General features: G+C 64.9%; 22 protein-coding genes. 10 read left to right on the top strand and 12 right to left on the bottom strand.

Annotation, left to right across the window (positions count from 1 at the left end; all coding sequences use genetic code 11):
• The first annotated feature begins 51 nt into the window (after positions 1-51).
• The 5 genes from xerD (at position 52) to MJ122_RS03740 (ending at position 5,359) form a co-directional block, all read left to right on the top strand.
• Positions 52-948 (top strand): site-specific tyrosine recombinase XerD, encoded by an 897-nt coding sequence (gene xerD, locus MJ122_RS03760; protein WP_017522230.1) that lies wholly within the window; start codon positions 52-54, stop codon positions 946-948.
• 291 nt (positions 949-1,239) lie between these two features.
• The gene (locus MJ122_RS03755; protein WP_017522229.1) at positions 1,240-1,968 is read left to right on the top strand and encodes a thioredoxin fold domain-containing protein; all 729 of its coding nucleotides are present in this window, start codon (positions 1,240-1,242) and stop codon (positions 1,966-1,968) included.
• Positions 1,969-2,142: 174 nt separating this feature from the next.
• Positions 2,143-3,447 (top strand): homoserine dehydrogenase, encoded by a 1,305-nt coding sequence (locus MJ122_RS03750; protein WP_026079395.1) that lies wholly within the window; start codon positions 2,143-2,145, stop codon positions 3,445-3,447.
• 51 nt (positions 3,448-3,498) lie between these two features.
• Entirely contained in the window at positions 3,499-4,908 is a 1,410-nt protein-coding gene (gene thrC / locus MJ122_RS03745) for a threonine synthase (protein WP_239742375.1), read from the top strand.
• 169 nt (positions 4,909-5,077) lie between these two features.
• Complete coding sequence (locus MJ122_RS03740) at positions 5,078-5,359, top strand: DUF3509 domain-containing protein (RefSeq protein ID WP_017522226.1); 282 nt, start codon at positions 5,078-5,080, stop codon at positions 5,357-5,359.
• 59 nt (positions 5,360-5,418) lie between these two features.
• Here MJ122_RS03740 and MJ122_RS03735 read toward each other — a convergent pair whose 3' ends face one another.
• The 6 genes from MJ122_RS03735 to MJ122_RS03710 all read right to left on the bottom strand — a co-directional run bounded on the left by MJ122_RS03735 (position 5,419) and on the right by MJ122_RS03710 (position 10,873).
• On the bottom strand, positions 5,419-5,751 hold the full coding sequence (locus tag MJ122_RS03735; RefSeq protein WP_239742373.1) for a hypothetical protein: 333 nt from the start codon (positions 5,749-5,751) through the stop codon (positions 5,419-5,421).
• Positions 5,752-5,989: 238 nt separating this feature from the next.
• On the bottom strand, positions 5,990-6,691 hold the full coding sequence (locus MJ122_RS03730; protein ID WP_017522225.1) for an ATP-binding cassette domain-containing protein: 702 nt from the start codon (positions 6,689-6,691) through the stop codon (positions 5,990-5,992).
• Positions 6,692-6,694: 3 nt separating this feature from the next.
• On the bottom strand, positions 6,695-7,462 hold the full coding sequence (gene livG, locus MJ122_RS03725) for a high-affinity branched-chain amino acid ABC transporter ATP-binding protein LivG (protein ID WP_017522224.1): 768 nt from the start codon (positions 7,460-7,462) through the stop codon (positions 6,695-6,697).
• A complete protein-coding gene (locus MJ122_RS03720) occupies positions 7,459-8,715 on the bottom strand; it encodes a high-affinity branched-chain amino acid ABC transporter permease LivM (protein WP_088419707.1) in 1,257 nt (418 codons plus the stop codon). Before MJ122_RS03720 ends, livG begins: the two co-directional genes overlap by 4 nt.
• Positions 8,712-9,635 (bottom strand): high-affinity branched-chain amino acid ABC transporter permease LivH, encoded by a 924-nt coding sequence (livH, locus tag MJ122_RS03715; protein ID WP_017522222.1) that lies wholly within the window; start codon positions 9,633-9,635, stop codon positions 8,712-8,714. The genes MJ122_RS03720 and livH overlap by 4 nt, the downstream gene beginning before the upstream one ends.
• Positions 9,636-9,751: 116 nt before the next feature.
• Entirely contained in the window at positions 9,752-10,873 is a 1,122-nt protein-coding gene (locus MJ122_RS03710) for a branched-chain amino acid ABC transporter substrate-binding protein (protein ID WP_088419709.1), read from the bottom strand.
• Between the two features lie 307 nt (positions 10,874-11,180).
• On the opposite strand from MJ122_RS03710, the gene MJ122_RS03705 reads away from it, so the two are divergent.
• The gene (locus MJ122_RS03705) at positions 11,181-11,498 is read left to right on the top strand and encodes a DUF2288 domain-containing protein (RefSeq protein WP_017522220.1); all 318 of its coding nucleotides are present in this window, start codon (positions 11,181-11,183) and stop codon (positions 11,496-11,498) included.
• Positions 11,499-11,564: 66 nt separating this feature from the next.
• Entirely contained in the window at positions 11,565-11,930 is a 366-nt protein-coding gene (locus tag MJ122_RS03700; protein WP_088419711.1) for a DUF5064 family protein, read from the top strand.
• 53 nt (positions 11,931-11,983) lie between these two features.
• Here MJ122_RS03700 and phnE read toward each other — a convergent pair whose 3' ends face one another.
• The 4 genes from phnE to MJ122_RS03680 are packed head-to-tail and all read right to left on the bottom strand — an operon-like array spanning position 11,984 to position 15,247.
• The gene (phnE, locus tag MJ122_RS03695; protein WP_239742371.1) at positions 11,984-12,754 is read right to left on the bottom strand and encodes a phosphonate ABC transporter, permease protein PhnE; all 771 of its coding nucleotides are present in this window, start codon (positions 12,752-12,754) and stop codon (positions 11,984-11,986) included.
• On the bottom strand, positions 12,751-13,593 hold the full coding sequence (locus MJ122_RS03690; protein ID WP_239742367.1) for an ABC transporter permease: 843 nt from the start codon (positions 13,591-13,593) through the stop codon (positions 12,751-12,753). Before MJ122_RS03690 ends, phnE begins: the two co-directional genes overlap by 4 nt.
• Positions 13,587-14,393 carry a phosphonate ABC transporter ATP-binding protein gene (locus tag MJ122_RS03685; protein ID WP_239742365.1) on the bottom strand — a complete coding sequence of 269 codons (807 nt, stop codon included), beginning with the start codon at positions 14,391-14,393 and terminating at the stop codon, positions 13,587-13,589. Before MJ122_RS03685 ends, MJ122_RS03690 begins: the two co-directional genes overlap by 7 nt.
• Positions 14,390-15,247, bottom strand: a complete 858-nt coding sequence (locus MJ122_RS03680) for a putative selenate ABC transporter substrate-binding protein (RefSeq protein WP_017522215.1) — start codon at positions 15,245-15,247, stop codon at positions 14,390-14,392. The genes MJ122_RS03685 and MJ122_RS03680 overlap by 4 nt, the downstream gene beginning before the upstream one ends.
• A 166-nt stretch (positions 15,248-15,413) precedes the next feature.
• Here MJ122_RS03680 and MJ122_RS03675 point away from each other — a divergent pair, with 166 nt between their 5' ends.
• Together MJ122_RS03675 and MJ122_RS03670 are read left to right on the top strand one after the other, a co-directional pair.
• A complete protein-coding gene (locus MJ122_RS03675) occupies positions 15,414-16,313 on the top strand; it encodes an NAD(P)-dependent oxidoreductase (RefSeq protein ID WP_088419721.1) in 900 nt (299 codons plus the stop codon).
• Positions 16,310-17,101, top strand: coding sequence for a TIM barrel protein (locus MJ122_RS03670; protein WP_239742363.1), 792 nt, complete (start codon positions 16,310-16,312; stop codon positions 17,099-17,101). Before MJ122_RS03675 ends, MJ122_RS03670 begins: the two co-directional genes overlap by 4 nt.
• A 16-nt stretch (positions 17,102-17,117) precedes the next feature.
• Here the strand turns inward: MJ122_RS03670 and MJ122_RS03665 are convergent, their stop codons facing one another.
• A complete protein-coding gene (locus MJ122_RS03665; protein WP_239742361.1) occupies positions 17,118-19,280 on the bottom strand; it encodes a bifunctional diguanylate cyclase/phosphodiesterase in 2,163 nt (720 codons plus the stop codon).
• Between the two features lie 295 nt (positions 19,281-19,575).
• On the opposite strand from MJ122_RS03665, the gene MJ122_RS03660 reads away from it, so the two are divergent.
• Complete coding sequence (locus MJ122_RS03660) at positions 19,576-21,234, top strand: phosphoethanolamine--lipid A transferase (protein ID WP_088419727.1); 1,659 nt, start codon at positions 19,576-19,578, stop codon at positions 21,232-21,234.
• Between the two features lie 68 nt (positions 21,235-21,302).
• Here the strand turns inward: MJ122_RS03660 and MJ122_RS03655 are convergent, their stop codons facing one another.
• A complete protein-coding gene (locus MJ122_RS03655; RefSeq protein ID WP_017522210.1) occupies positions 21,303-21,755 on the bottom strand; it encodes a universal stress protein in 453 nt (150 codons plus the stop codon).
• Positions 21,756-21,772: the final 17 nt, after the last annotated feature.

The following is a 21,772-nucleotide window of genomic DNA, read 5'->3' as shown; positions in this document are numbered from 1 at the left end:
GGTGTCTATGAAAGACTACTGGCGACACATTGTCCTTTGCCATGGCTACAGATGACTCCGGTTCCGCATTTCCTGATCGATCGCTTTCTCGATGCCCTCTGGCTGGAGAAGGGCCTTTCCGACAACACCCGCAGTGCCTATGGCAGCGACCTTGCGCTGTTCAATGGCTGGCTCGACGAGCGCAGTGTCGCGCTGGAGTCCGCCGGCCGCGATGTGATCCTCGATCACCTGGCCTGGCGTCTGGGGGAGGGCTACAAGGCACGCTCCACGGCGCGATTCCTGTCCGGATTGCGCGGCTTCTACCGCTACTGCCTGCGCGAAGGGCTGATTGCCGAGGACCCGACCCTGCTGGTGGAGTTGCCGCAATTGGGCAAGCCGCTGCCCAAGTCGCTATCCGAGTCGGATGTGGAGGCGCTGCTGGCGGCGCCGGAAACGGATGATCCGCTCGGCCTGCGCGACCGCACCATGCTCGAGGTGCTCTACGCTTGCGGGCTGCGGGTGAGCGAGTTGGTCGGGCTGACCCTGGAGCAGGTGAATCTGCGCCAGGGCGTGGTCCGTGTGCTCGGCAAGGGCAGCAAGGAACGCCTGGTGCCGCTGGGCGAAGAGGCGATCCGCTGGATCGAGCGCTACGTGCGCGAGGCCCGTGGCGACCTGCTGGCGGGGCGGCCGAGCGATGTGCTGTTTCCCAGCCTGCGCGGCGAGCAGATGACCCGCCAGACCTTCTGGCACCGCATCAAGCTCCACGCGAAAGTGGCCGGCATTGGCAAGAGCCTGTCGCCACACACACTGCGCCACGCCTTCGCCACTCATCTGCTCAACCACGGCGCCGACCTGCGCGTGGTACAGATGCTGTTGGGCCACAGCGATCTCTCCACGACGCAGATCTACACGCACATCGCACGTGCCCGCCTGCAGGACCTGCACGCCCAGCACCATCCGCGTGGGTGAGCGGGGTGAGCGGGGGCTCTTGCAACGCATGCGTTGCCCCGCGAACGACCGGCCATGGATGGCCGGGCCGGGGCTGAACTTGGGCAGGTTGTCTCGACAGGGATGTCTACACCTTGTTCGATCTTTGCACCGAGAGCTTCAACCACTACTCCCGCCGAAGCTTCCGGGTTGCGCGGTTCGCGAGCAAGCTCGCTCCTACAGAAGAACCGCCGAAGCTTCCCGCTACAGCCTTTGGCTCGGCCTTGCCGGCCCGGTGTGATAGTCTTCGCCGACTGACATCAGGAGCTTTCCATGCGTTTGTCCCGACTTCTGACTGCCGCGGCCCTCGGCCTCGTCAGCACCCTCGCACTGGCCGCCGAGCCGGACCAGGCGATCCGCGCCACCCTGCAGTCCCTGCAGCCTGACCTGCCCATCGAGAACATCACCAAGGGCCCCCTGGAAGGCATCTACCAGGTGCAGCTCAAGGGCGGTCGTGTGCTCTATGCCAGCGCTGACGGCCAGTTCGTCGTCCAGGGCAACATCTACCAGGTGAAGGACGGCAAGCCGACCAACCTGACCGAAAAGGCCGAGAGCGCCGGTGTGGCCAAGACCATCAACGCCATTCCCGCCAAGGACATGGTGGTGTTCCCCGCCAAGGGCGAGACCAAGGCGCACATCACCGTCTTCACCGACACCACCTGTCCATATTGCCAGAAGATGCACGCCGAGGTGCCGGAGCTGCAGAAGCGCGGCATCGAAGTACGCTACCTGGCCTTCCCGCGCCAGGGCCCGAACTCGCCGGGTGACCAGCAGCTGCAGGCCGTGTGGTGCTCCAAGGACCGCCAGGCCGCGATGACCGACATGTTCCATGAGAAGGAAGTGAAGGCCGCCAAGTGCGAAAACCCGGTGGATGCGCAGTTCGCCCTGGGCCAGATGGTCGGCGTGCAAGGCACCCCGGCAGTGATCCTCGCCGACGGCACCATGCTGCCGGGCTACCAGCCGGCCGGCCAGATCGCCAAGCTGGCGCTGGAAGCCAAGTAAGCCGCGGCTTGCGCGCCGATTGACTAATACGGAACCGCTTCGTAATGTTCGGTTCCTTTTGACTAGCGAACAGGCACCTCGCCTGTTCTGACTTGGTGCCTGCTGCCGTGCCCGCCTCGTTGCGGGCATCGGCGCGTCAGGTGCCCCGATGCTGTAATCATGGGGAGTTTCAGCGTGAATCCGGTGAAAGTGGGAATCTGTGGGTTGGGGACCGTCGGTGGCGGTACCTTCAATGTACTCAAACGCAACGCCGAGGAGATTGCCCGCCGTGCCGGGCGTGGTATCGAGGTTGCGCAGATTGCCGCCCGTCGCCCCAATCCGAAGTGTGATACCGGCAGTACCCCCATTACTGCCGACATCTTCGAGGTGGCGAACAACCCGGAAATCGACGTGGTCATCGAGCTGATCGGTGGCTACACCCTGGCTCACGAGCTGGTGCTCAAGGCCATCGAGAACGGCAAGCACGTAGTCACCGCGAACAAGGCGCTGATCGCCGTGCACGGCAACGAGATCTTCGCCAAGGCCCGCGAGAAGGGCGTCATCGTCGCCTTCGAAGCCGCCGTGGCCGGTGGCATCCCGGTGATCAAGGCGATCCGCGAGGGCCTGGCCGCCAACCGCATCAACTGGCTGGCCGGCATCATCAACGGCACCGGCAACTTCATCCTCACCGAGATGCGCGAGAAGGGCCGCGCCTTTGCCGACGTGCTCAAGGAAGCGCAGGCGCTGGGCTACGCCGAAGCCGACCCGACCTTCGACGTGGAAGGCATCGATGCCGCGCACAAGCTGACCATCCTGGCGTCCATCGCCTTCGGCATCCCGCTGCAGTTCGACAAGGCCTACACCGAAGGCATCACCCAGCTGACCACTGCCGACGTGAACTACGCCGAGGCGCTGGGTTATCGCATCAAGCACCTGGGCGTCGCTCGCCGCACCGATAAAGGTATCGAGCTGCGCGTGCACCCGACCCTGATCCCGGCCGACCGCCTGATCGCCAACGTCAACGGCGTGATGAACGCGGTCATGGTCAACGGCGATGCCGCGGGTTCCACGCTGTTCTACGGCGCTGGCGCCGGCATGGAGCCCACCGCTTCCTCGGTGGTCGCCGACCTGGTGGACGTGGTTCGCGCCACGACCGCCGACCCGGAGAACCGCGTGCCGCACCTGGCCTTCCAGCCGGACTCGCTCTCCGACCACCCGATCCTGCCGATCGACGCCTGCGAAAGCGCCTACTACCTGCGCATCCAGGCCAAGGACCATCCGGGCGTACTGGCCCAGGTGGCGACCATCCTCTCCGAGCGCGGCATCAACATCGAATCGATCATGCAGATGGAAGTCGAAGAGCATGACGGTCTGGTGCCGATGATCCTGGTTACCCACCGCGTGCTCGAGTCCCGCATCATCGAAGCCATCGCCGCGCTGGAAGCGCTGGATGACGTCGTCGGCAATGTCGTACGCATCCGCGTCGAACAACTGAACTGAATCGAACGCGGCGGCGCCTGCGCGCCGCCGCCAACCCGAAGGTTTCACACCATGCGTTACATCAGTACCCGCGGCCAGGCGCCCGCGCTGAACTTCGAAGACGTGCTGCTGGCTGGCCTGGCCAGCGACGGCGGCCTCTACGTGCCGGAAAACCTGCCGCGCTTCACCGTCGAAGAGATCGCCTCCTGGGCCGGCCTGCCTTACCACGAGCTGGCCTTCCGCGTGATGCGCCCGTTCGTTGCCGGCAGCATCAGCGACGCCGACTTCAAGAAGATCCTCGAAGAGACCTACGGCGTCTTCGCCCACAACGCCGTGGCGCCGCTGCGCCAGTTGAACGGCAACGAGTGGGTGCTGGAGCTGTTCCACGGCCCGACCCTGGCCTTCAAGGACTTCGCCCTGCAACTGCTCGGCCGCCTGCTCGACCATGTGCTGACCAAGCGCGGCGAGCGCGTGGTGATCATGGGCGCCACCTCCGGCGACACCGGCTCGGCCGCCATCGAAGGCTGCAAGGCCTGCGAGAACGTCGACATCTTCATCATGCACCCGCACAACCGTGTGTCCGAGGTGCAGCGCCGTCAGATGACCACCATCCTCGGCGAGAACATCCACAACATCGCCATCGAAGGCAACTTCGACGACTGCCAGGAAATGGTCAAGGCCAGCTTCGCCGACCAGGGCTTCCTGAAGGGTACCCGCCTGGTGGCGGTGAACTCGATCAACTGGGCGCGGATCATGGCCCAGATCGTCTACTACTTCCACGCCGCCATCCAGCTTGGCGCCCCGGCCCGTTCCGTGGCCTTCTCGGTGCCCACCGGCAACTTCGGCGACATCTTCGCCGGCTACCTGGCGCGCAACATGGGCCTGCCGGTCAGCCAACTGATAGTCGCGACCAACCGCAACGATATCCTGCATCGCTTCATGTCCGGCAACCGCTACGACAAGGACACCCTGCACGCGTCGCTGTCGCCGTCGATGGACATCATGGTCTCGTCCAACTTCGAGCGCCTGCTGTTCGACCTGCACGGCCGCAACGGCAAGGCCGTCGCCGAACTGATGGACAACTTCAAGGCCACCGGCAAGCTGGCCGTCGAGGATGACCGCTGGACCGAAGCCCGCCGCCTGTTCGATTCGCTGGCGGTCAGCGACGAGGAAACTTGCGAGACCATCGCCCAGGTCTACGCCGAATGTGGCGAACTGCTGGACCCGCACACCGCCATCGGCGTGCGCGCCGCCCGCGAATGCCGCCGCAGCCTGGCCGTGCCCATGGTCACGCTGGGCACCGCGCATCCGGTCAAGTTCCCGGAGGCCGTGGAAAAGGCGGGTATCGAGGCCGTTCCGGCGCTGCCGGCGCACCTGACCGACCTGTTCCAGCGTGAAGAGCGTTGCACGGTGCTGCCCAACGAACTGGCCAAGGTCCAGGCCTTCGTCAGCGCCCACGGCAACCGCGGCAAGCCGCTCTAAGGCGCGCTCAGCTGTCCGAACAAGCCCGCCTCTTGGCGGGCTTTTTCATGCCCGAGATTCAGGGGTGTGAAACATCGCGTCATGACCAACGGTACTGAAACCGGCGAACTTTATCGCCGATCGTGCGGTCTTTTCCCTGTGTTTTTCATTTCGCAACAAGGAGATACGCATGGACCGGCTGAGCGCCCTGCTGACCGAGACCTTCGCTCCCTACGCTCCCTCCCTGGGCCCGGCACGCCCCGACGGCGGCCGTATTCTGACCCTCACCAACGACGATGGAGACGTGGTGCTGCGGCGTGTCATCGAAGGCCAGCACCTGGCCGACCATGGGCAGAGCGAGGAGGCGGTGCAGACCATCCGCCGCGACCTGCTGATCTCCGAAGGCCGCATGGAGGACGATGTCGTCTCCCAGTTGCGCCAGCGTGCGCAGGTGCTGAGCTACGGCACCTGACCCGCCCTCGCAACGAAAACGCCGCCCAGTGGGCGGCGTTTTCGTTTGCGCGGCACGGTCTAGAGTTTGCCCAGGTATTTCAGGCGCGAGCGGATGCCGCCGGTGGTGCGCCCGTGTTCGCGGGCGATGGCGGCCACGGTTTCGCCGGCCTCGAAACGCCGCAGCAGTACTTGCTCCTCCTCCGCCTGCCACGGCTTGCCGGCCTGCTGCGGCAGGGCGCGCGGCCTGGGGGCGGGCGTCTCCAGCGCGTGGATGGCGTGGAAGAGAGCACGGATCACTTCCGGTGCCTGGCAGGGGTCGTCGACGGCCAGGGGCTGGTCGTGGCGCGGGTCGATGCCGTGGGCGAGCTTGCGCAGCAGGGTGAGGGATTCGCTGAGATGGTCGGCATTCATGGCAGCTCTCCAGGTGGAATTTCTCCGATGCTTGGGGAACCACGATCGATTGTCTGTCAGATGCAGCGGGGGATGCGGTTGAAATGGCGGAGCCGCTGTAGGAGGGGAGGTTGCTCGTGAACAGATTTCCCCTCAGCGCCATTCCTGGGACGTTCGCGAACAGGCTCGCTCCTACAGCCGCTCTGATCGTGCGCAAAAAAACGGCCCCGAAGGGCCGTTTTCATGGCAGCGGAAAGGATCAGCCGCCCAGATACGCGTCGCGCACCTTGGGGTTGACCAGCAGGTTGGCGCCGGTGTCCTGCATGACGATGCGGCCATTCTCCAGCACATAGCCACGGTCGGCGAGCTTGAGCGCCTGGTTGGCGTTCTGCTCGACGAGGAAGACGGTCACGCCTTCCTGGCGCAGCTGTTCGACGATGTCGAAGATCTGCTGGATGATGATCGGCGCCAGGCCCAGCGATGGCTCGTCGAGCAGCAGCAGCTTGGGCTTGCTCATCAGCGCACGGCCGATGGCGAGCATCTGCTGTTCGCCGCCGGACATGGTGCCGCCGCGCTGGTTGAAGCGTTCCTTCAGGCGCGGGAAGAGCGCCAGGACCTTGTCCATCTGCTCCTGGTAATCACCCTTGCTGGTGAAGAAACCGCCCATGGCCAGGTTCTCCTCCACGGTCAGGCGGGCGAACACGCGACGGCCTTCCGGCACGACGGCGATGCTCTTGCGCATGATCACGGAGGATTCCTTGCCGACCAGCTCTTCGCCCATGTAGGTGATGCTGCCCGAGGCCGCGCGCGGCGAGCCGCACAGGGTCATCAGCAGGGTCGACTTGCCGGCGCCGTTGGCGCCGATCAGGGTGACGATCTCGCCCTGCTGGACTTCCATGCTGACGTCGTGCAGCGCCTGGATCTTGCCGTAGAAGGTGGAAACCTTGTCGAACTTCAGCATGACTCAGGCCTCCCCCAGATAGGCTTTGATCACATCCGGGTTGCCGCGGATCTCTTCCGGGGTGCCGTCGGCCAGGGGCGTGCCCTGGTTGATCACGTAGATATGGTCGGAAATGCTCATCACCAGCTTCATGTCGTGCTCGATGAGCAGTACGGTCACGCCGTGCTCGGAGCGCAACATGGCGATCAGCGCCTTGAGGTCCTCGGTTTCCCGCGGGTTCAGGCCGGCCGCCGGCTCGTCCAGCATCAGTAGCTGCGGACGGGTCATCATGCAGCGGGCAATCTCCAGGCGGCGTTGCTGGCCGTAGGCCAGGGTGCCCGCCGGGCGGTTGGCGATGTCCTTGAGGTTGACGATTTCCAGCCAGTGCGAGGCGTAGTCCAGGGCCTCGGCTTCCGCGCGGCGGAAGGCCGGGGTCTTGAGCAGGCCGGCAAGGAAGTTGGTGTTGATGTGCCGGTGTTGCGCCACCAGCAGGTTCTCCACCGCGGTCATCTCCTTGAACAGGCGCACGTTCTGGAAGGTCCGCACCACGCCCTTGTGGGCGATCTTGTGGCCCGGCAGGCCCTGGATGGGCTCGCCGCGCAGCAGGATTTCGCCGCCGGTGGGCGCGTAGAAGCCGGTCAGGCAGTTGAACACGGTGGTCTTGCCGGCGCCGTTGGGGCCGATCATCGAGATCACCTGTTTTTCCTGGACCTTCAGGGCCACGTTATTGACGGCCAGCAACCCGCCGAAGCGCATGGTGAGGCCGGCTACTTCAAGAATCGGTCGGCTCATTTTCGCAACTCCAGGTGCGGGCGCTGCATGGGCAGGAGCCCCTGCGGACGCCAGATCATCATCAGCACCATGAGGGCGCCGAACATCAGCATGCGGTACTCGCTGAACTCACGCATCAGTTCGGGCAGCAGGATCATCACCACGGCGGCCAGGATGACGCCGAGCTGGGAACCCATGCCACCCAGCACCACGATGGCGAGGATGATGGCCGATTCGATGAAGGTGAAGGACTCCGGTGTGACCAGGCCCTGGCGTGCGGCGAAGAAGCTGCCGGCGAAACCGGCGAAGCAGGCGCCGAGTGTGAAGGCGGAGAGCTTGATCAGCGTCGGGTTCAGGCCCAGTGCGCGGCAGGCGATCTCGTCTTCGCGCAGGGCTTCCCAGGCGCGGCCCAGGGGCATGCGCAGCAGACGGTTGATCACGAACAGTACCAGCAGCACCAGCAGCAGAGCGACCAGGTAGAGGAACACGACCTTGTAGTTCGAGTTGTAGGCGATGCCGAAGAACTCGTGGAAGGTCTGCATCCCCTCGGGGGCGCGGCGCTCGAAGGTGAGGCCGAACAGGGTCGGCTTCTCGATGTTGCTGATGCCGTTGGGGCCACCGGTGAGCCAGGTCATGTTGCGCAGCAGGATGCGGATGATCTCGCCGAAGCCCAGGGTCACGATGGCGAGGTAGTCACCGCGCAATCGGAGCACCGGGAAGCCGAGGATGAAGCCGAAGAACGCGGCCATCAGGCCGGCAATCGGCAGGCACACCCAGAAGCCCAGGCCATAGTAGTGCGACAGCAGCGCGTAGCTGTAGGCGCCCACGGCGTAGAAGCCGACGTAGCCCAGATCGAGCAGGCCGGCCAGGCCCACCACGATGTTCAGGCCCAGGCCCAGCAGCACATAGATCAGGATCAGGGTGGCGATGTCCACCGCGCCGCGCGAGCCGAAGAACGGCCAGGCGAGGGCGATCAGGATCAGCACCATGATGATCTTGCGTTGCACGGAGGCGTGGGTCAGGCGTTCGGCCAGCTTGGTGTGAGGGTGCGACAGCGCCTGTTTCACGCTGCCGCCGAAGGCGAAGCGGTCACGCACCAGTTGCCAGACGAACATCAGCACGGCGCAGGCGGCGATGGTCCACAGGCGCGCGGGGCTGACGTTTTCCAGTTGCAGGCCGATGCCGATCACGCTGAGCTTCACGCCCAGCACCGGATAGGCGACGGCCATCACCAGCAGGGCGCTGAAGAATGCGGTCTTGAGTTTCTGGCTCATACCTTTTCCACCTCCGGGCGACCGAGCAGGCCAGTGGGGCGGAAGAGCAGCACGAGCACCAGCAGCGTGAACGCCACCACGTCCTTGTACTGGTCACCGAACACGTCGGCGCCGAAGGCTTCGGCAACGCCCAGCACCAGGCCGCCGAGCATGGCGCCCGGAATGCTGCCGATGCCGCCCAGCACCGCGGCGGTGAACGCCTTGATGCCGGCGAGGAAGCCGATATGCGGGTTGATCACGCCATACTGCAGACCCAGCAGCACCGCGGCCACGGCGGCCAGGGTGGCACCGATGACGAAGGTCAGGGCGATGATGTTGTTGGTGTTGATGCCCAGCAGGTTGGCCATCTTCAGGTCTTCTGCACAGGCGCGGCAGGCGCGGCCCAGGCGGGAGCGGGAGATGAACATGGACAGCCCGTACATGGTCAGCAGGGTGATGATGAAGATCAGCACCTGCATGTACGAAATGGTCACGCCGGTCATCTCGTCCGCGCCGATGATGAAGTTGCCCGGCAGCAGGTTGGGGATGGCCTTGTCCTTCGAATCCTGGGCCAGCAGGACCTCGTTCTGCAGGAAGATCGACATGCCGATCGCGGAGATCAGCGGAATCAGCCGGTTGCTTCCACGCAGGGGCCGATAGGCGATCCGTTCGATGCTGTAGCCGTAGGCGCTGGTGACGATGATCGCCGCGGCGAAGGTGCAGATGATGACGACAGGAAGACTCACGATTCCCATCATCGCCAGCCCCGTGATCACGATGAAGGCTACGTACGAGCCAATCATGTACACCTCGCCATGGGCGAAGTTGATCATGCCGATGATGCCGTAGACCATGGTGTAGCCGATGGCGATCAGGGCATAGGTGCTGCCGACGGTGAGGCCGTTGATCAGCTGTTGCAGGTAGTGATAGAGCTCAGGCATTACCTAACTCCTCGGGCGTCGCGTGAAGCGGCGCTTGTGGCGCGACGGACCCCCGGAATACTCGGATAAACAAAGCCCACTGCGGCTGCAGTGGGCTTTGTGTGGCGGCGGGTGGCTTACTTGGCTTCGGTCTTGGTGCCGTCCTTGTGCCACTGGTAGACCACGAAGTTGAAGTTCTTCAGGTCGCCCTTCTCGTCGAAGGCCAGGGTACCGGTCGGAGTCTCGAAGTTGTTGGAGCGCAGCGCTGCTGCCACCTTGTCGGTCTCTTCGCCACCGGCTTTCTTGATGCCTTCGGCGATGACCTGGACGGCCGCGTAGGCCGGGAACACGAACGGACCGCTCGGGTCTTCGTTCTTGGCCTTGAAGGCGTCAACCAGGGCCTGGTTCTTCGGATCCTGGTCGAAGGACTTCGGCAGGGTCACGTACAGGCCTTCGGAAGCCGGGCCGGCGATGGCGGAGATTTCTTTGTTACCCACGCCTTCCGGGCCCATGAAGCCGACTTTCAGGCCTTTCTCGGAAGCCTGGCGCAGGATCAGGCCCAGCTCCGGGTGGTAGCCGCCGTAGTAGACGAAGTCGACCTTGGCCTGCTTGAGCTTGGCGATCATCGCGGAAAAGTCCTTGTCGCCGGCGTTGATGCCTTCGAACAGGGCGACCTTGACGCCAGCGTCTTCCAGGGTCTTCTTCACGGCAGTGGCGATGCCTTCGCCGTACTGCTGCTTGTCGTGGATCACGGCCACGGTCTTGGGCTTGATGTGCTCGGCGATGAACTTGCCGGCGGTCGGGCCCTGCAGGCTGTCCAGACCGATGGTGCGGAAGATCAGCTTGTAGCCGCGGGAGGTGATGTCCGGGCTGGTGGAGGCGGCGGTGATCATCAGCACGCCTTCGTCTTCGTAGATGTCCGAAGCCGGTTGAGTGGAGCTGGAGCACAGGTGGCCAACGACGAACTTCACGCCATCGTTGACGATCTTGTTGGCAACGGCCACGGCTTGTTTCGGATCGCAAGCGTCGTCGTAGACCACGCCTTCGAGTTGCTTGCCATCGACGCCGCCAGCCTTGTTGATCTGCTCAATGGCCATCTTGGCGCCAATGAACTGCATCTCCCCATACTGGGCGACCGCGCCGGTCACAGGGCCCGCCAGAGCGATCTTGATGGTGTCCGCGGCCATGGAGAAGCTGGCAACGCCGGCCAGGGCCATGGCGGTGAACAGCTGGGAAAGACGCTGAGTACCCTTTTTCATAGTGCTCCACTCTTCTTGTGTTTTCGTTTTTGTAGTCCTGGTTGCCGAAGGCTTCAGGACCGGGATTGCCCCGGACAGACCCACCGGCAACTGTACCGGTACAGTGTAGAGTGCCGCCGGACCGCTTGAAAAGCAGGGGGCGGGCAGCCGATTGTGGGCATGTCGCAAGATTGACACAAACGTACAGAAAAACGGCGCTGTCTGACTTTTCCCCGTGGGTTTCCATCATCAGCGAAAACGTCGTCCGAACCTTGCCTGGCGTGGTCCCGGCGCTATCATTGCGCCGTTCGTTTACCAGGTGAGATCCATGACTGAAGAAGCTAGCACCCTCTATGCCAAGTTGCTTGGCGAAACCGCGAAGATTTCCTGGCAGGAGCTCGCGCCTTTCTTCGCACGCGGCAACCTGCTCAAGGTCGCGGGTTCCGCTGACCTGGTGGAGGTCGCGATGGGCGTGGCCGAGGACGACAAGGCGAAGGTCGCCGCCTGGCTGGCCGGTGGTGATCTGCACAGGGTTGACGAGAAACTGGCGCAGGACTTCCACGACCGCGATCCGGAACTCTGGGCGGTGGTGGTCGCACCCTGGGTGCTGGTGCAAGAAAGAGTTCGAAAAGAGTCTCTGCACTGACCCGGGGCGATTTCCAATTCGCAAAGGCCGGCTAGACTGTCGGGATTCCATAGAAGGAGATTCGCCATGTTCGAACCGGGCCATCTGCATCTTCAGTCTCTGCCGGGGCTGGGGCAGCAGGAGATCGACGCTCACATCAACTATGAAGTCCGCAAGGATGTGGAAAAAGGCACCATTGTCCACTTCGTCATGAAGGGCGAGATCGACGGTAATGCCTTTACCGAAGAATGGGACATGCCCAAGGAGCAGGCTTTCAACTTTGCCAGCGATGCCACCCGCATCGCGCAGAAGCATGGCCTGCACCCGCGGTTCGGCTCGATGGTGCGCAACCACAAGGAGTACGACGCGATGTTCGAGGACATCCGTCAGAAGCTCGGCACCAACCCTGGCGACCCGATCGACCTGGACAAGGTGATCCACGGCGACTCGTAAATCACGTATTCGACAAAAAGCCCGGCCATGCGCCGGGCTTTTTTTGTTGCTGGCTAGTGGCTCACCCAGCGCTGCCGCGCCCAGGCGCTCAGGCTGTCGACGCACAGCACCAGGAGCAGCATGGCAAGGATAACCGTGGCCGCCTGGGCCTGCTGGAACAGGCTGAGGCTGAAATACAGCATCTGCCCCAGGCCTCCGGCACCGACGAAGCCGAGCACGCTGGCCATGCGGATATTGTTCTCCCAGCGATAGAGCACGTACGCCACCAACTGCGGCCAGACCGCCGGCAGGGTGCCGTAGGCGAAGGCGGCGACGCGTCCGCCACCGGCCAGGCGTACGGCTTCGGCCGGGGCGGTCGGGGTGTTCTCCAACGCTTCGGCGAACAGCCGGCCGAGCACTCCGCCGGTATGCAGAGCGAGGGCCAGCGTGCCGGCATTCGGCCCGAGCCCGGCGGCCAGCACCATCAGCGCGCCCCAGACCAGCTCCGGCACCGCGCGCAGGGCATTGAGCAGCAGCCGTGACAGGCTCTGCGCTATGCGCCCGAAGCGCCCCGCCGCCGGCAGCGCCAGTAGCATGCCCAGCAGCGCCGCCAGCAGGGTGCCGATGGCGGACATGGCCAGGGTTTCCAGGGCGCCGCTACCGACTGCCGCGACATGCGGGGCGCTCAGGTCCGGCGAAAGGAAGTCGCGACCGTAATCGAGCATCTGGCCGAGGCCGCGTGCGTCGAACAGCCCGCCGGTGTCCATTTCCAGGTAGGCGAATGACGCGCCGATGGCGAGCAGGATCAGCAGCAGCCAGCCCAGGGTACGCAACAGGCCGGTCATTCGAGCCTCCCGCGCAGGAAGCGGCTGAGCAGGTCAGCGCCCAGCACCAGTAGCAGGAAAGTCAGCAGAATGCTTGCCACCTCGCCGCCGGCGAACATGCGCAGCGACAGGTCGATCTGCTGGCCGAGGCCGCCGGCGCCGACGAAGCCCATCACCACCGAGGCGCGAATCGCGCACTCCCAGCGGTAGACGGTATAGGAGATCAGTTCCGCCGCCGCCGAGGGCAGCACGCCGTAGGCGAAGGCCTGCAGCCGCGAACTGCCGCCCAGCAGCAGGGCGCGGGTCGGTCGCGGGTCCACCGATTCGAAGATTTCCGCGTAGACCTTGCCGAGCATGCCGCCGTAGGTGATGGCGATGGCCAGCACGCCGGCGGTGGGGCCCAGGCCCACGGCGCGGACGAACAGCAGTGCCCAGACGATTTCCGGCACGCTGCGCAGCACGATCAGCAGGCCGCGCACCGGCCAGCGCAGGGCGCGTGCCCACCAGGCTGGCAGTCCGCCGCGGGGCAGGGCGGAGAGCGACAGCGCACGGGTGGCCAGCAGCGAGGCGGGGAAGGCGATCAGCCAGGCCAGCGCCATGCCGGCGGTGGCGATGGCCAGGGTTTCCAGGGTGGCGCGGCCGAGCAGGGCGATGAATGCCTCGTCGTGGGCCGGCGGCCAGAAACCGCCGAGGAAGTTGGCCATGGTCCGCGCGTTGTCGCCGCTGAACAGACCGGCGATATCCAGCTCGGACAGACGCAGGCCCGGCCACAACAAGGCCAGGGCGAGCAGGGTAAGCAGCAGGCGGGTTAGCGCCGCAGGGTCGCGGGGCGGACTTTTCGACAGCGCAGGGTTCAGCATCGTGGAATCTGCACCACCACCGGTTTGCCCACCGGCGAGGAGGCATCCTGCTGGCCGAGCTGTTCATTGGCGTAGAGGCCGCGCAGGTCCTCGGGAGAGACGTTCTCCGCCGCCTTGTCGAAGGCGATCCTGCCGTCGCGCACGCCGACGATGCGTGGGAAGTGCTCCAGCGCCAGGTCCACTGCATGCAGGCTGGCGATCAGCGTCACGCCACGGTTCTGCGCTTCGCGGGTGAGCACGCCCAGGGTGTGGCCGGCGAGCACCGGGTCCATGGCCGAGACCGGTTCATCCGCCAGCAGCACCTCGGCCTGCTGGTACAGCGCGCGGGCGATGCCGACGCGTTGCAGCTGGCCGCCGGAAAGCTGGTCGCAGCGCTCGAACAGCTTGTCGCCCAGGTCCAGGCGTTGCAGCTCGCTGCGCGCGCCGGCGCTGTCGACGGGGTAGAGCAGGCTGGCCAGGCTTTTCCACAGCGGCCACTGGCCGAGACGGCCGGCGAGCACGGCGGTGACCACCCGCTGGCGCGGTGGCAGCGGCGGAGCCTGGTGCACCAGGGCGATGCGCGAACGCAGGCGCTGGCGTGCGGAGCCGCTCAGCGCCCAGGGCTGGGTGCCGAGCAGGTCGAAGCTGCCGGAAGCGGGTTTCAGTGCGGTGGCGAGGATGCGCAGCAAGGTCGTCTTGCCGGCGCCCGACGGGCCGATGATCGCCACCCGTTCACCGGCAGCGACGCTGAGGTCGATGCCGGCGAGCGAGCGCTGGCCGTTGGCGTGGATGTGCTCCACGCCGGTCAGTTTCAGCGTCACTTCAGGAGGCCGGCGGCGCGCGCCGATTCCTCGATGCCCTTGTAGTTGTCAGGCTGGGTTTCGATGAAGCGGCTGGCCGCCTGCAGGTCGAGGATTTCCTTGTCGCGCGGTTTGCTCGGGTCGAGGGCGAGGAAGGCCTTCTTGATCTTCTCGGCCAGGGCCGGATCGAGGTTGCCCCGCACGGTCCAGTTGTAGTCGTAGTAGGTCGGGGTGGTGGCGAAGACCTTCACCTTGTTGGTGTCGACCTTGCCGCTGTCCACCAGCTTCTGCCAGACGGAGGCGTTCAGCACGCCAGCGTCGACCTTGCCGGCCTGGACCCAGGCGACGGTGGCGTCGTGGGCGCCGGAGTAGGCCACGCGGGAGAAGAACTGCTCGGGCACCACGCCGTCCTTCTGCATGAAGTAGCGCGGCATCAGGCTCCCGGAAGTGGACGACACGGAACCGAAGGCGAAGGTCTTGCCCTTGAGGTCCTGGATCGATTTCACCTTCGGGTCGGCGGTGATGAATTTGCTGGTGAACTGCTGATCCTGCTCGCGCTGTACCAGCGGGATGGCATTTCCGGTCTTCAGCCGTGCCTGGACGAAGGTGAAACCGCCCAGCCAGGCCATGTCCAGGCGATCCGAAGCCAGGGCCTCGACCACGCCGGCATAGTCGGACACCGGGATGAACTTCACCGGCATGCCCAGCTGTTCTTCCAGATAGGCGCCCAGCGGCTTGAACTTGCGCAGCAGCTCGGTGGGGGCTTCATCGGGAATGGCCGAGACTTTCAGTTCCTTCGGGGTGTCGGCGTGGGTGAAAACGGCGGACAGGGACAGGGCAAAACCGGCGGCGAGCGCCAGGGAGCGTTTCAGCATGGGGAGAGTTCTCCGGTTCAATGGCGGAAAAAACTCCGGGATTATAGTGGCGGCGCGCTTGTTTGGCAGCCGTCCCGCCAGCGAAAGCAATGCCGGCCGGTCAACTTCTCGCCTGCTAGAATGCCGCTCCCCGTGCCCGTCCTGCTGTCGAACTGGAGATCATCCCATGTCGTCCCCTTTGCCATCCCTCGCTTTTGCCGGTCTCGGTTTGATGGGGGTACCCATGACGCGCCGCCTGCTTGCCGCCGGCTACCCACTGTCCGTATGGAACCGCTCCGCCGGCAAGCGTGAGCTGCTGGCCGCTGAAGGTGCCCAGGCTGTGGAAACGCCCGCACAGCTGTGCGCCGACGCCGAGGTGGTGATGCTCTGCCTGGCCGATACCGCCGCCGTGCGCGAAGTGGTGTTCGGCGCGGGCGGCATCGTCGAGAGCGGCCGCGCCGGACAGGTGCTGGTGGACTTCTCCAGCCTGGAGCCGGCCGCAACCCGCGAGATGGCCGCCGAGCTGGAAGCGCGTACCGGCATGCGCTGGATCGACGCGCCGGTTTCCGGCGGTACGCCGGGCGCCGAAGCCGGCACCCTGGCGATCATGGCCGGCGGTCGCGTCGAAGACATCGAGCGTGTGCGGCCGATCCTCGCCCACCTCGGCCAGCGCCTGACTCGCATGGGGGATGTCGGCGCGGGGCAGGTGACCAAGGTTTGCAACCAGATGATCGTTGCCTGCAACGCCCTGGTGATTGCCGAGGTGGTGGCGCTGGCGGAAAAGTCGGGCGTCGACGCCGGCCTGATCGCCCCGGCCCTGGCCGGCGGTTTCGCCGACTGCAAACCGCTGCAGATCCTTGCCCCGCAGATGGCCGAGAGTCGCTTCGAACCGGTGAAGTGGCACGTGCGCACACTGCTCAAGGACCTGGACACCGCCGTGAAGCTTTCCCGCGAAGAGGGTTCGGCCACGCCCATGAGCGGCCTTGCCGCGCAACTGATGCGCCTGCATGGCAGCCAGGGCAATCTCGAACGCGACCCGGCTACCCTGGTCGAGCAATACCGTCAAACGAAGGAATTCCCCGCATGAAGCTCTGCGCCAACCTGTCCCTGCTGTTCACCGAAGTTCCGCTGCTGCAGCGTATCGACGCCGCCGCCAAGGCCGGTTTCGAGGGCGTGGAGATCCAGTTCCCCTACGACGTCCCCGCGCAGGACCTGAAGGCCGCGCTGGACGAAGCCGGCCTGCCGCTGGTGCTGATCAACCTGCCGGCCGGTGACCTGATGCAGGGCGGTCCGGGCATCGCCGCCGTTCCGGAACGCGCAGCCGAATTCGAAGCCGCGTTGGCCAAGGCGCTGGACTATGCGCGCATCGTCAAGCCGCAGCACATCAACGTGCTGGCCGGCCGGCTGGTCGAGGGGCAGGAGCGCGAGGTCGCGCTGCAGACCCTCGCCGAGCGCCTGCGCGCCACCTGCGATGCCTTTGCCGGCAGCGGCACCGATGTGCTGATGGAAGCCATCAATTGCCACGACATGAAGGACTTCCTGCTCAATACCCCCGAGCACCTGCAGGACATGCTCGAGCGCGTGGCGCGGGAAAACCTGCGCGCGCAGCTGGACCTCTACCACATGGCGCGCATGGGCCTGGAGCTGGTGGATTGCATCTACGCACTGATGGGCCAGATCGGCCACGTGCAGTTCGCCGATTACCCCGAGCGCGGCGAACCGGGCTCGGGCGAGATGGAGTTCGAAGTGCCGCTGCAGGTGCTCGACGACGTGGGCTACGATGGCTGGCTGGGGGCCGAGTACCGTCCTACCGGCACCACCGCCGATTCCCTGCGCTGGCTGCCGCGCTGGCGCGCCGGCAAGTTCGACTTCTGATCCGGGACCACCGGCCTCAGGCCTGGTTGCGCAGCAGCGCCGGATCGCTGTCCTCGCGGTAGGCCTCGAGGAACTCCACCAGCGCGCTCAAGGGCAGGGGCCGGCTGAACAGGTAGCCCTGGGCCAGTTCGCAATGGTTATCGCGCAGAAAGGCCAGTTGCTGTGCGTGCTCCACGCCCTCGGCGATCACCTTCAGGTGCAGCTTCTGCGCCATGGCGATGATCGCCTGGGCAATCTCGCTGTCGCGGCGTGATTGCGGTACGTCACGGATGAAGGAGCGGTCCACCTTCAGCGCGTCCAGTGGCAACTGGCGCAGGTAGGACAGCGACGAGTAGCCGGTGCCGAAGTCGTCGATGGACAGGCTGACGCCCAGGTCGCGCAGACGGTTGAGCAGCGGGATGGCCTGGTTGATGTTGGACATCACGGCATTCTCGGTGACTTCCATTTCCAGGTAGCGGGCCGCCAGGCCGGTCTCTTCCAGGGTTCGCTGGACTTCGTCGACCAGGCTCTCACGCCCCAGGTTGCTGGCGCAGCAGTTCACCGCCACGCGCAGGCTGTGGTAACCCAGCTCATGCAGGCGGCGCAGGTCCTGGCAGGCACGGCGCAGCACCCAGGCATCGAGCGCGCCGATCAGGCCATTGGCGGTGGCCAGCCCGATGAAGCGGTCCGGCGCCAGCAGTCCGTGGGTGGGGTGCTTCCAGCGCACCAGCGCCTCGAGCTGCGCCACTTCGCCATGGTCTATGCGCAGGATCGGCTGGTAGTAGAGCACCAGCTCGTCGTCCCACAGCGCCTTGCGCAACTCTTCTTCCAGTTGCAGTTCCTGGGTGGCCTTGGTCTTCAGGTGCGGGCTGAAAAAATGGGTGGCATTGCGGCCGTTGCCCTTGGACTGGTACAGCGCGAGATCGGCGTGCTTGAGCAACTCCTCGGGCAGCTCGCTGTCGTTGGGGAACAGGCTGATGCCGACGCTCAGGGTCATCACCAGGCTGCGCCCGGCGATGCTGATCGGCTCCTTCATGCGCTGCATCAGGCGCTGGGCGAGGATGCGCGCTTCATGATCCTCGCCGAGGTCGGCGAGGATGCAGAACTCGTCGCCGCCAAAGCGCGCCAGCAGGTCGGTGCCGCGCAGCGCGCTGCGGATGCGCTCGGAAACGATGCACAGCAACTCGTCGCCGGCCGCGTGGCCGAGGGAGTCGTTGACCCGCTTGAAGTGGTCCAGGTCCAGCAGGATCACCGCCATGCCCTGACCCTTCTGGCGGTTGCGTTGCAGGCGCGCCTCGAACTCGTCGTTGAGGGCGTTGCGGTTATGCAGACCGGTGAGCCCGTCGAAACGCGCCAGTTTCTGCAGCGAGGCGTTGGCATTGTCCAACTGGCTGAGCAGGGCGTTGACCCGGCTCAGCTCGCTTTCCTTGCTTTCCAGGCTGTCCTCGATCCAGGCCGCCCAGAGCCCGGCCAGCACCACGGCGAGGGCCAGCAGGCCGACCATCAGTCCGAGCTGGATGGCGTTGTTGCGCCCCAGGTCCGCCACCGGCGCTACCCAACTGGGCAGGGTCAGGGTCAGTGCGGCCATGCCGGTGAAGTGCATGCTGGAGATGGCACCACCGAGCAGCAGGCTGGCGGCGATCTGGTAGATCCACTGGAGATTTGCCGGTTGGCGGTTGAGCACCGGGGCCAGGACCAGGGCGACGAAGGCGACCAGAACGGCAAGCAGCACTGACAGGGTGACCAGCAGCGGGTCGTAATGCTGCATGGGCGGCGTCTGGATGGCGGCCATGCCGGTGTAATGCATGCCGGCGATGCTGGCGCCGATGCAGCAGGCGGCCAGCAGGTACTGCAGCGGGCTCAGCCCGGCGTGGGCGAGCAGGCGCATGGCGACCACACAGATGCCGATGGCGATGAGCAGCGAAAGCAATGTCAGGCCGCCGGAGAAATGCAGCGGCACCGAGGCGTGGAAGGCCTGCATCGAAACGAAGTGCATCGACCAGATGCCGCTGCCCAGGCAGATGCCGCCGACCCACTGCCAGCGGTGGGCGTGTTGCGGCGCGCGGACCATTCGCGCGGCGATGCTCAGGGCGACGAAGCTGGCGACGCAGGCGATGAAGATGGCCAGCAGAACCAGCCAGGGGTTATGGGAACACTCCAGCAGCACAGCATCGGGTAAGGCGTCCTGGTGCCAGTCCATGGGCGGGATGCTCCGGATGTCGAGGGTGCGAAGGCAGATTGATATCACTTTTGTGTTGAGTCTAGAAAGTCGCCCACACGCTGCAAGCGGACGGTTGCTATTTCGCTGCAAGGCCATGGAGTGCGCGACGTACGGTAGTACCAGGTACCGGTTCGATCATTGTTCCGACCACTGACCGAAAGCGGGTAGCCAACTTGACACTTTTTTGACTAACTGCCCGCTAGAGTTGCGCCGCCGGCCGGCAGGATCGGCTATTTCATTTCCTATCCGACTATCGATGTAAGGAGTGCGCTCGATGTCCGAGGGCAAGCGCCGCCTCTTCCCTCAGGTCAGCCCCGCGCGGCTGGTCCTGCTGTTCTCGCTGGCTCTGGTGCTGTTCTACAACTTCGCCACCTGGCGGGCACTGAACAGCCTGGTTCCCATGGAAGGCCTGTGGGGCGTGGCTTTCTTCGCCTCCTTCGGCTTGTTCCTGTGGGCGGCCTTCACCCTGCTGCTGACCCTGGTGTCCTTCCGCCCGCTGCTCAAACCGGCGCTGACCCTGGTTGCGCTGGTGTCCGCGGCCGCGGCGTACTTCATGAATTCCTACGGTGTCGTGATCGATACCGTGATGGTGCAGAACGTCGTCGAGACCAACCCCGGCGAAGCCACAGCGCTGTTCAGCGCGCGCATGTTCGGCTACCTGCTGGTGCTCGGCGTGCTGCCGGCGGTGATCATCTGGCTGACGCCGGTGCGCTACAGCCCATTCTTCCGTGGCCTGCTGAACAAGGTATTGGTGATCTTCGGTTGCCTGGTGGTGGTCGCCGTCTGCGTGGGGGCGTTCTATTCCACCTACGCCCCGGTGTTCCGCCAGGAAGAGAAGCTGACCCACTTCATCAACCCGACCAACTACATCTATGCGGTGAGCAAGTTCACCAAGCAGCGCCTGGGCATCAAGGAAAACCTGGTGGTGCAGCCCATCGGCGAGGATGCGGTGATGCCGCGCAAGGTGAGCGCCGATGGCCGCAAGTCGTTGATGATCTTCGTGGTCGGTGAAACCGCACGCGCGGACCACTTCTCCCTCAACGGCTACGCCCGCGACACCAACCCGGAGCTGAAGAAGCTCGATATCGTCAACTTCGCCAACGTCAGCTCCTGCGGGACGTCCACTGCGGTGTCGGTGCCCTGCATGTTCTCCAAGTTCCCTCGCGAGGACTACAGCGACAAGAAGGGCAAGACCAATCAGGGCCTGCTGGATATCCTCCAGCGCGTCGGCGTGTCGGTGCTCTGGCTGGACAACAACAGCGACTGCAAGGGCACCTGCCTGCGCGTGCCCAACCGCGATATTCCGAAGGATCAGCCTGGCCCGTTCTGCGATGGCAGGAACTGCCTGGACGAAGCCCTGCTGCAGAACCTGCAGGCCTACATCGACGGCCTGAAGGACAACGCCATCATCGTCCTGCACGCCGACGGCAGCCACGGTCCGGAGTACTACGAGCGCTATCCCAAGTCGCTGGAGCGCTTCACTCCCGTGTGCCGCACCAACCAGCTGGGCAGTTGCAGCAGTGAGGAGCTGGTGAACGTCTACGACAACACCATCCTCTACACCGACTTCTTCCTGTCCAAGGTGGTGGAGCTGCTCAAGCAGAACCAGGAGCGCTTCGACACTTCGATGGTCTATGTCTCCGACCACGGCGAATCGCTGGGCGAGAATGGCGTCTACCTGCACGCCGCGCCCTATGCCATCGCACCGAAAGCGCAGACCCACGTGCCCATGGTGATGTGGTTCGGCACCGGTGCCCTCGGCGGCATGGGCGTAGACCGGGCCTGCCTGGAGAAAAAGGCGGCCAGCGACGAGTTGAGCCACGACAACCTGTTCCATTCGGTGCTTGGCCTGTACGGCGTACAGACCAGCCTGTACCAGCCGGAGCTGGATATCTTCCATTCCTGCAGGCGCGACATGACCGCTGCGCAGTGACCTGAGCGGCGGCCATGAAAAAGGCCCTGCGGCTTACGCCGCAGGGCCTTTTTGTCTTTCCGGGTTAATTACTTCTCGCGAACCAGCAGCACCGGGCGGTTGCTGACGCGCAGCAGGCCTTCGGCCACACTGCCCAGCATCAGGCGGCGGACGCCGCGGCGGCCGTGGGTGCCCATGACGATGATGTCGGACTTGGACGCTTCGGCCTCGATCTCGATGCGCTCGGCGATCTCTTCGCTGGCGCGTTCCTGGCAGACTCGCTCGAAGCTGGTTTTCACCGGGAACTCGGCGATCTTTTCCTTCGCCTTGCCGAGGATGTCGTCGGCGGCCTTCAGCGCGGCTTCGCGCAGCGGCTCCGGGTTGTAGTACACGGCGTAGTCGGGCAGATGGCGCAGCGGGCTGTCGACAATGGTGATGACACGCAGCTCGCCACCGCTCAGCTGGGCCAGCTTGGCCGCTTCGACCAGGGCGCGGTCGGAAACCGGACTGCCGTCCACCGCTACCAGAATGCGCTCGTACATGATGTGTTCCCTCAATG

It is taken from the genome of Pseudomonas sp. DP-17 (assembly GCF_022380625.1).
GTDB classification, from domain to species: Bacteria; Pseudomonadota; Gammaproteobacteria; order Pseudomonadales; family Pseudomonadaceae; genus Pseudomonas; species Pseudomonas nitroreducens_A.
The sequence above is the reverse complement of the archived record's forward strand: the minus strand, read 5'-3'. Positions and strand labels throughout refer to the sequence as shown.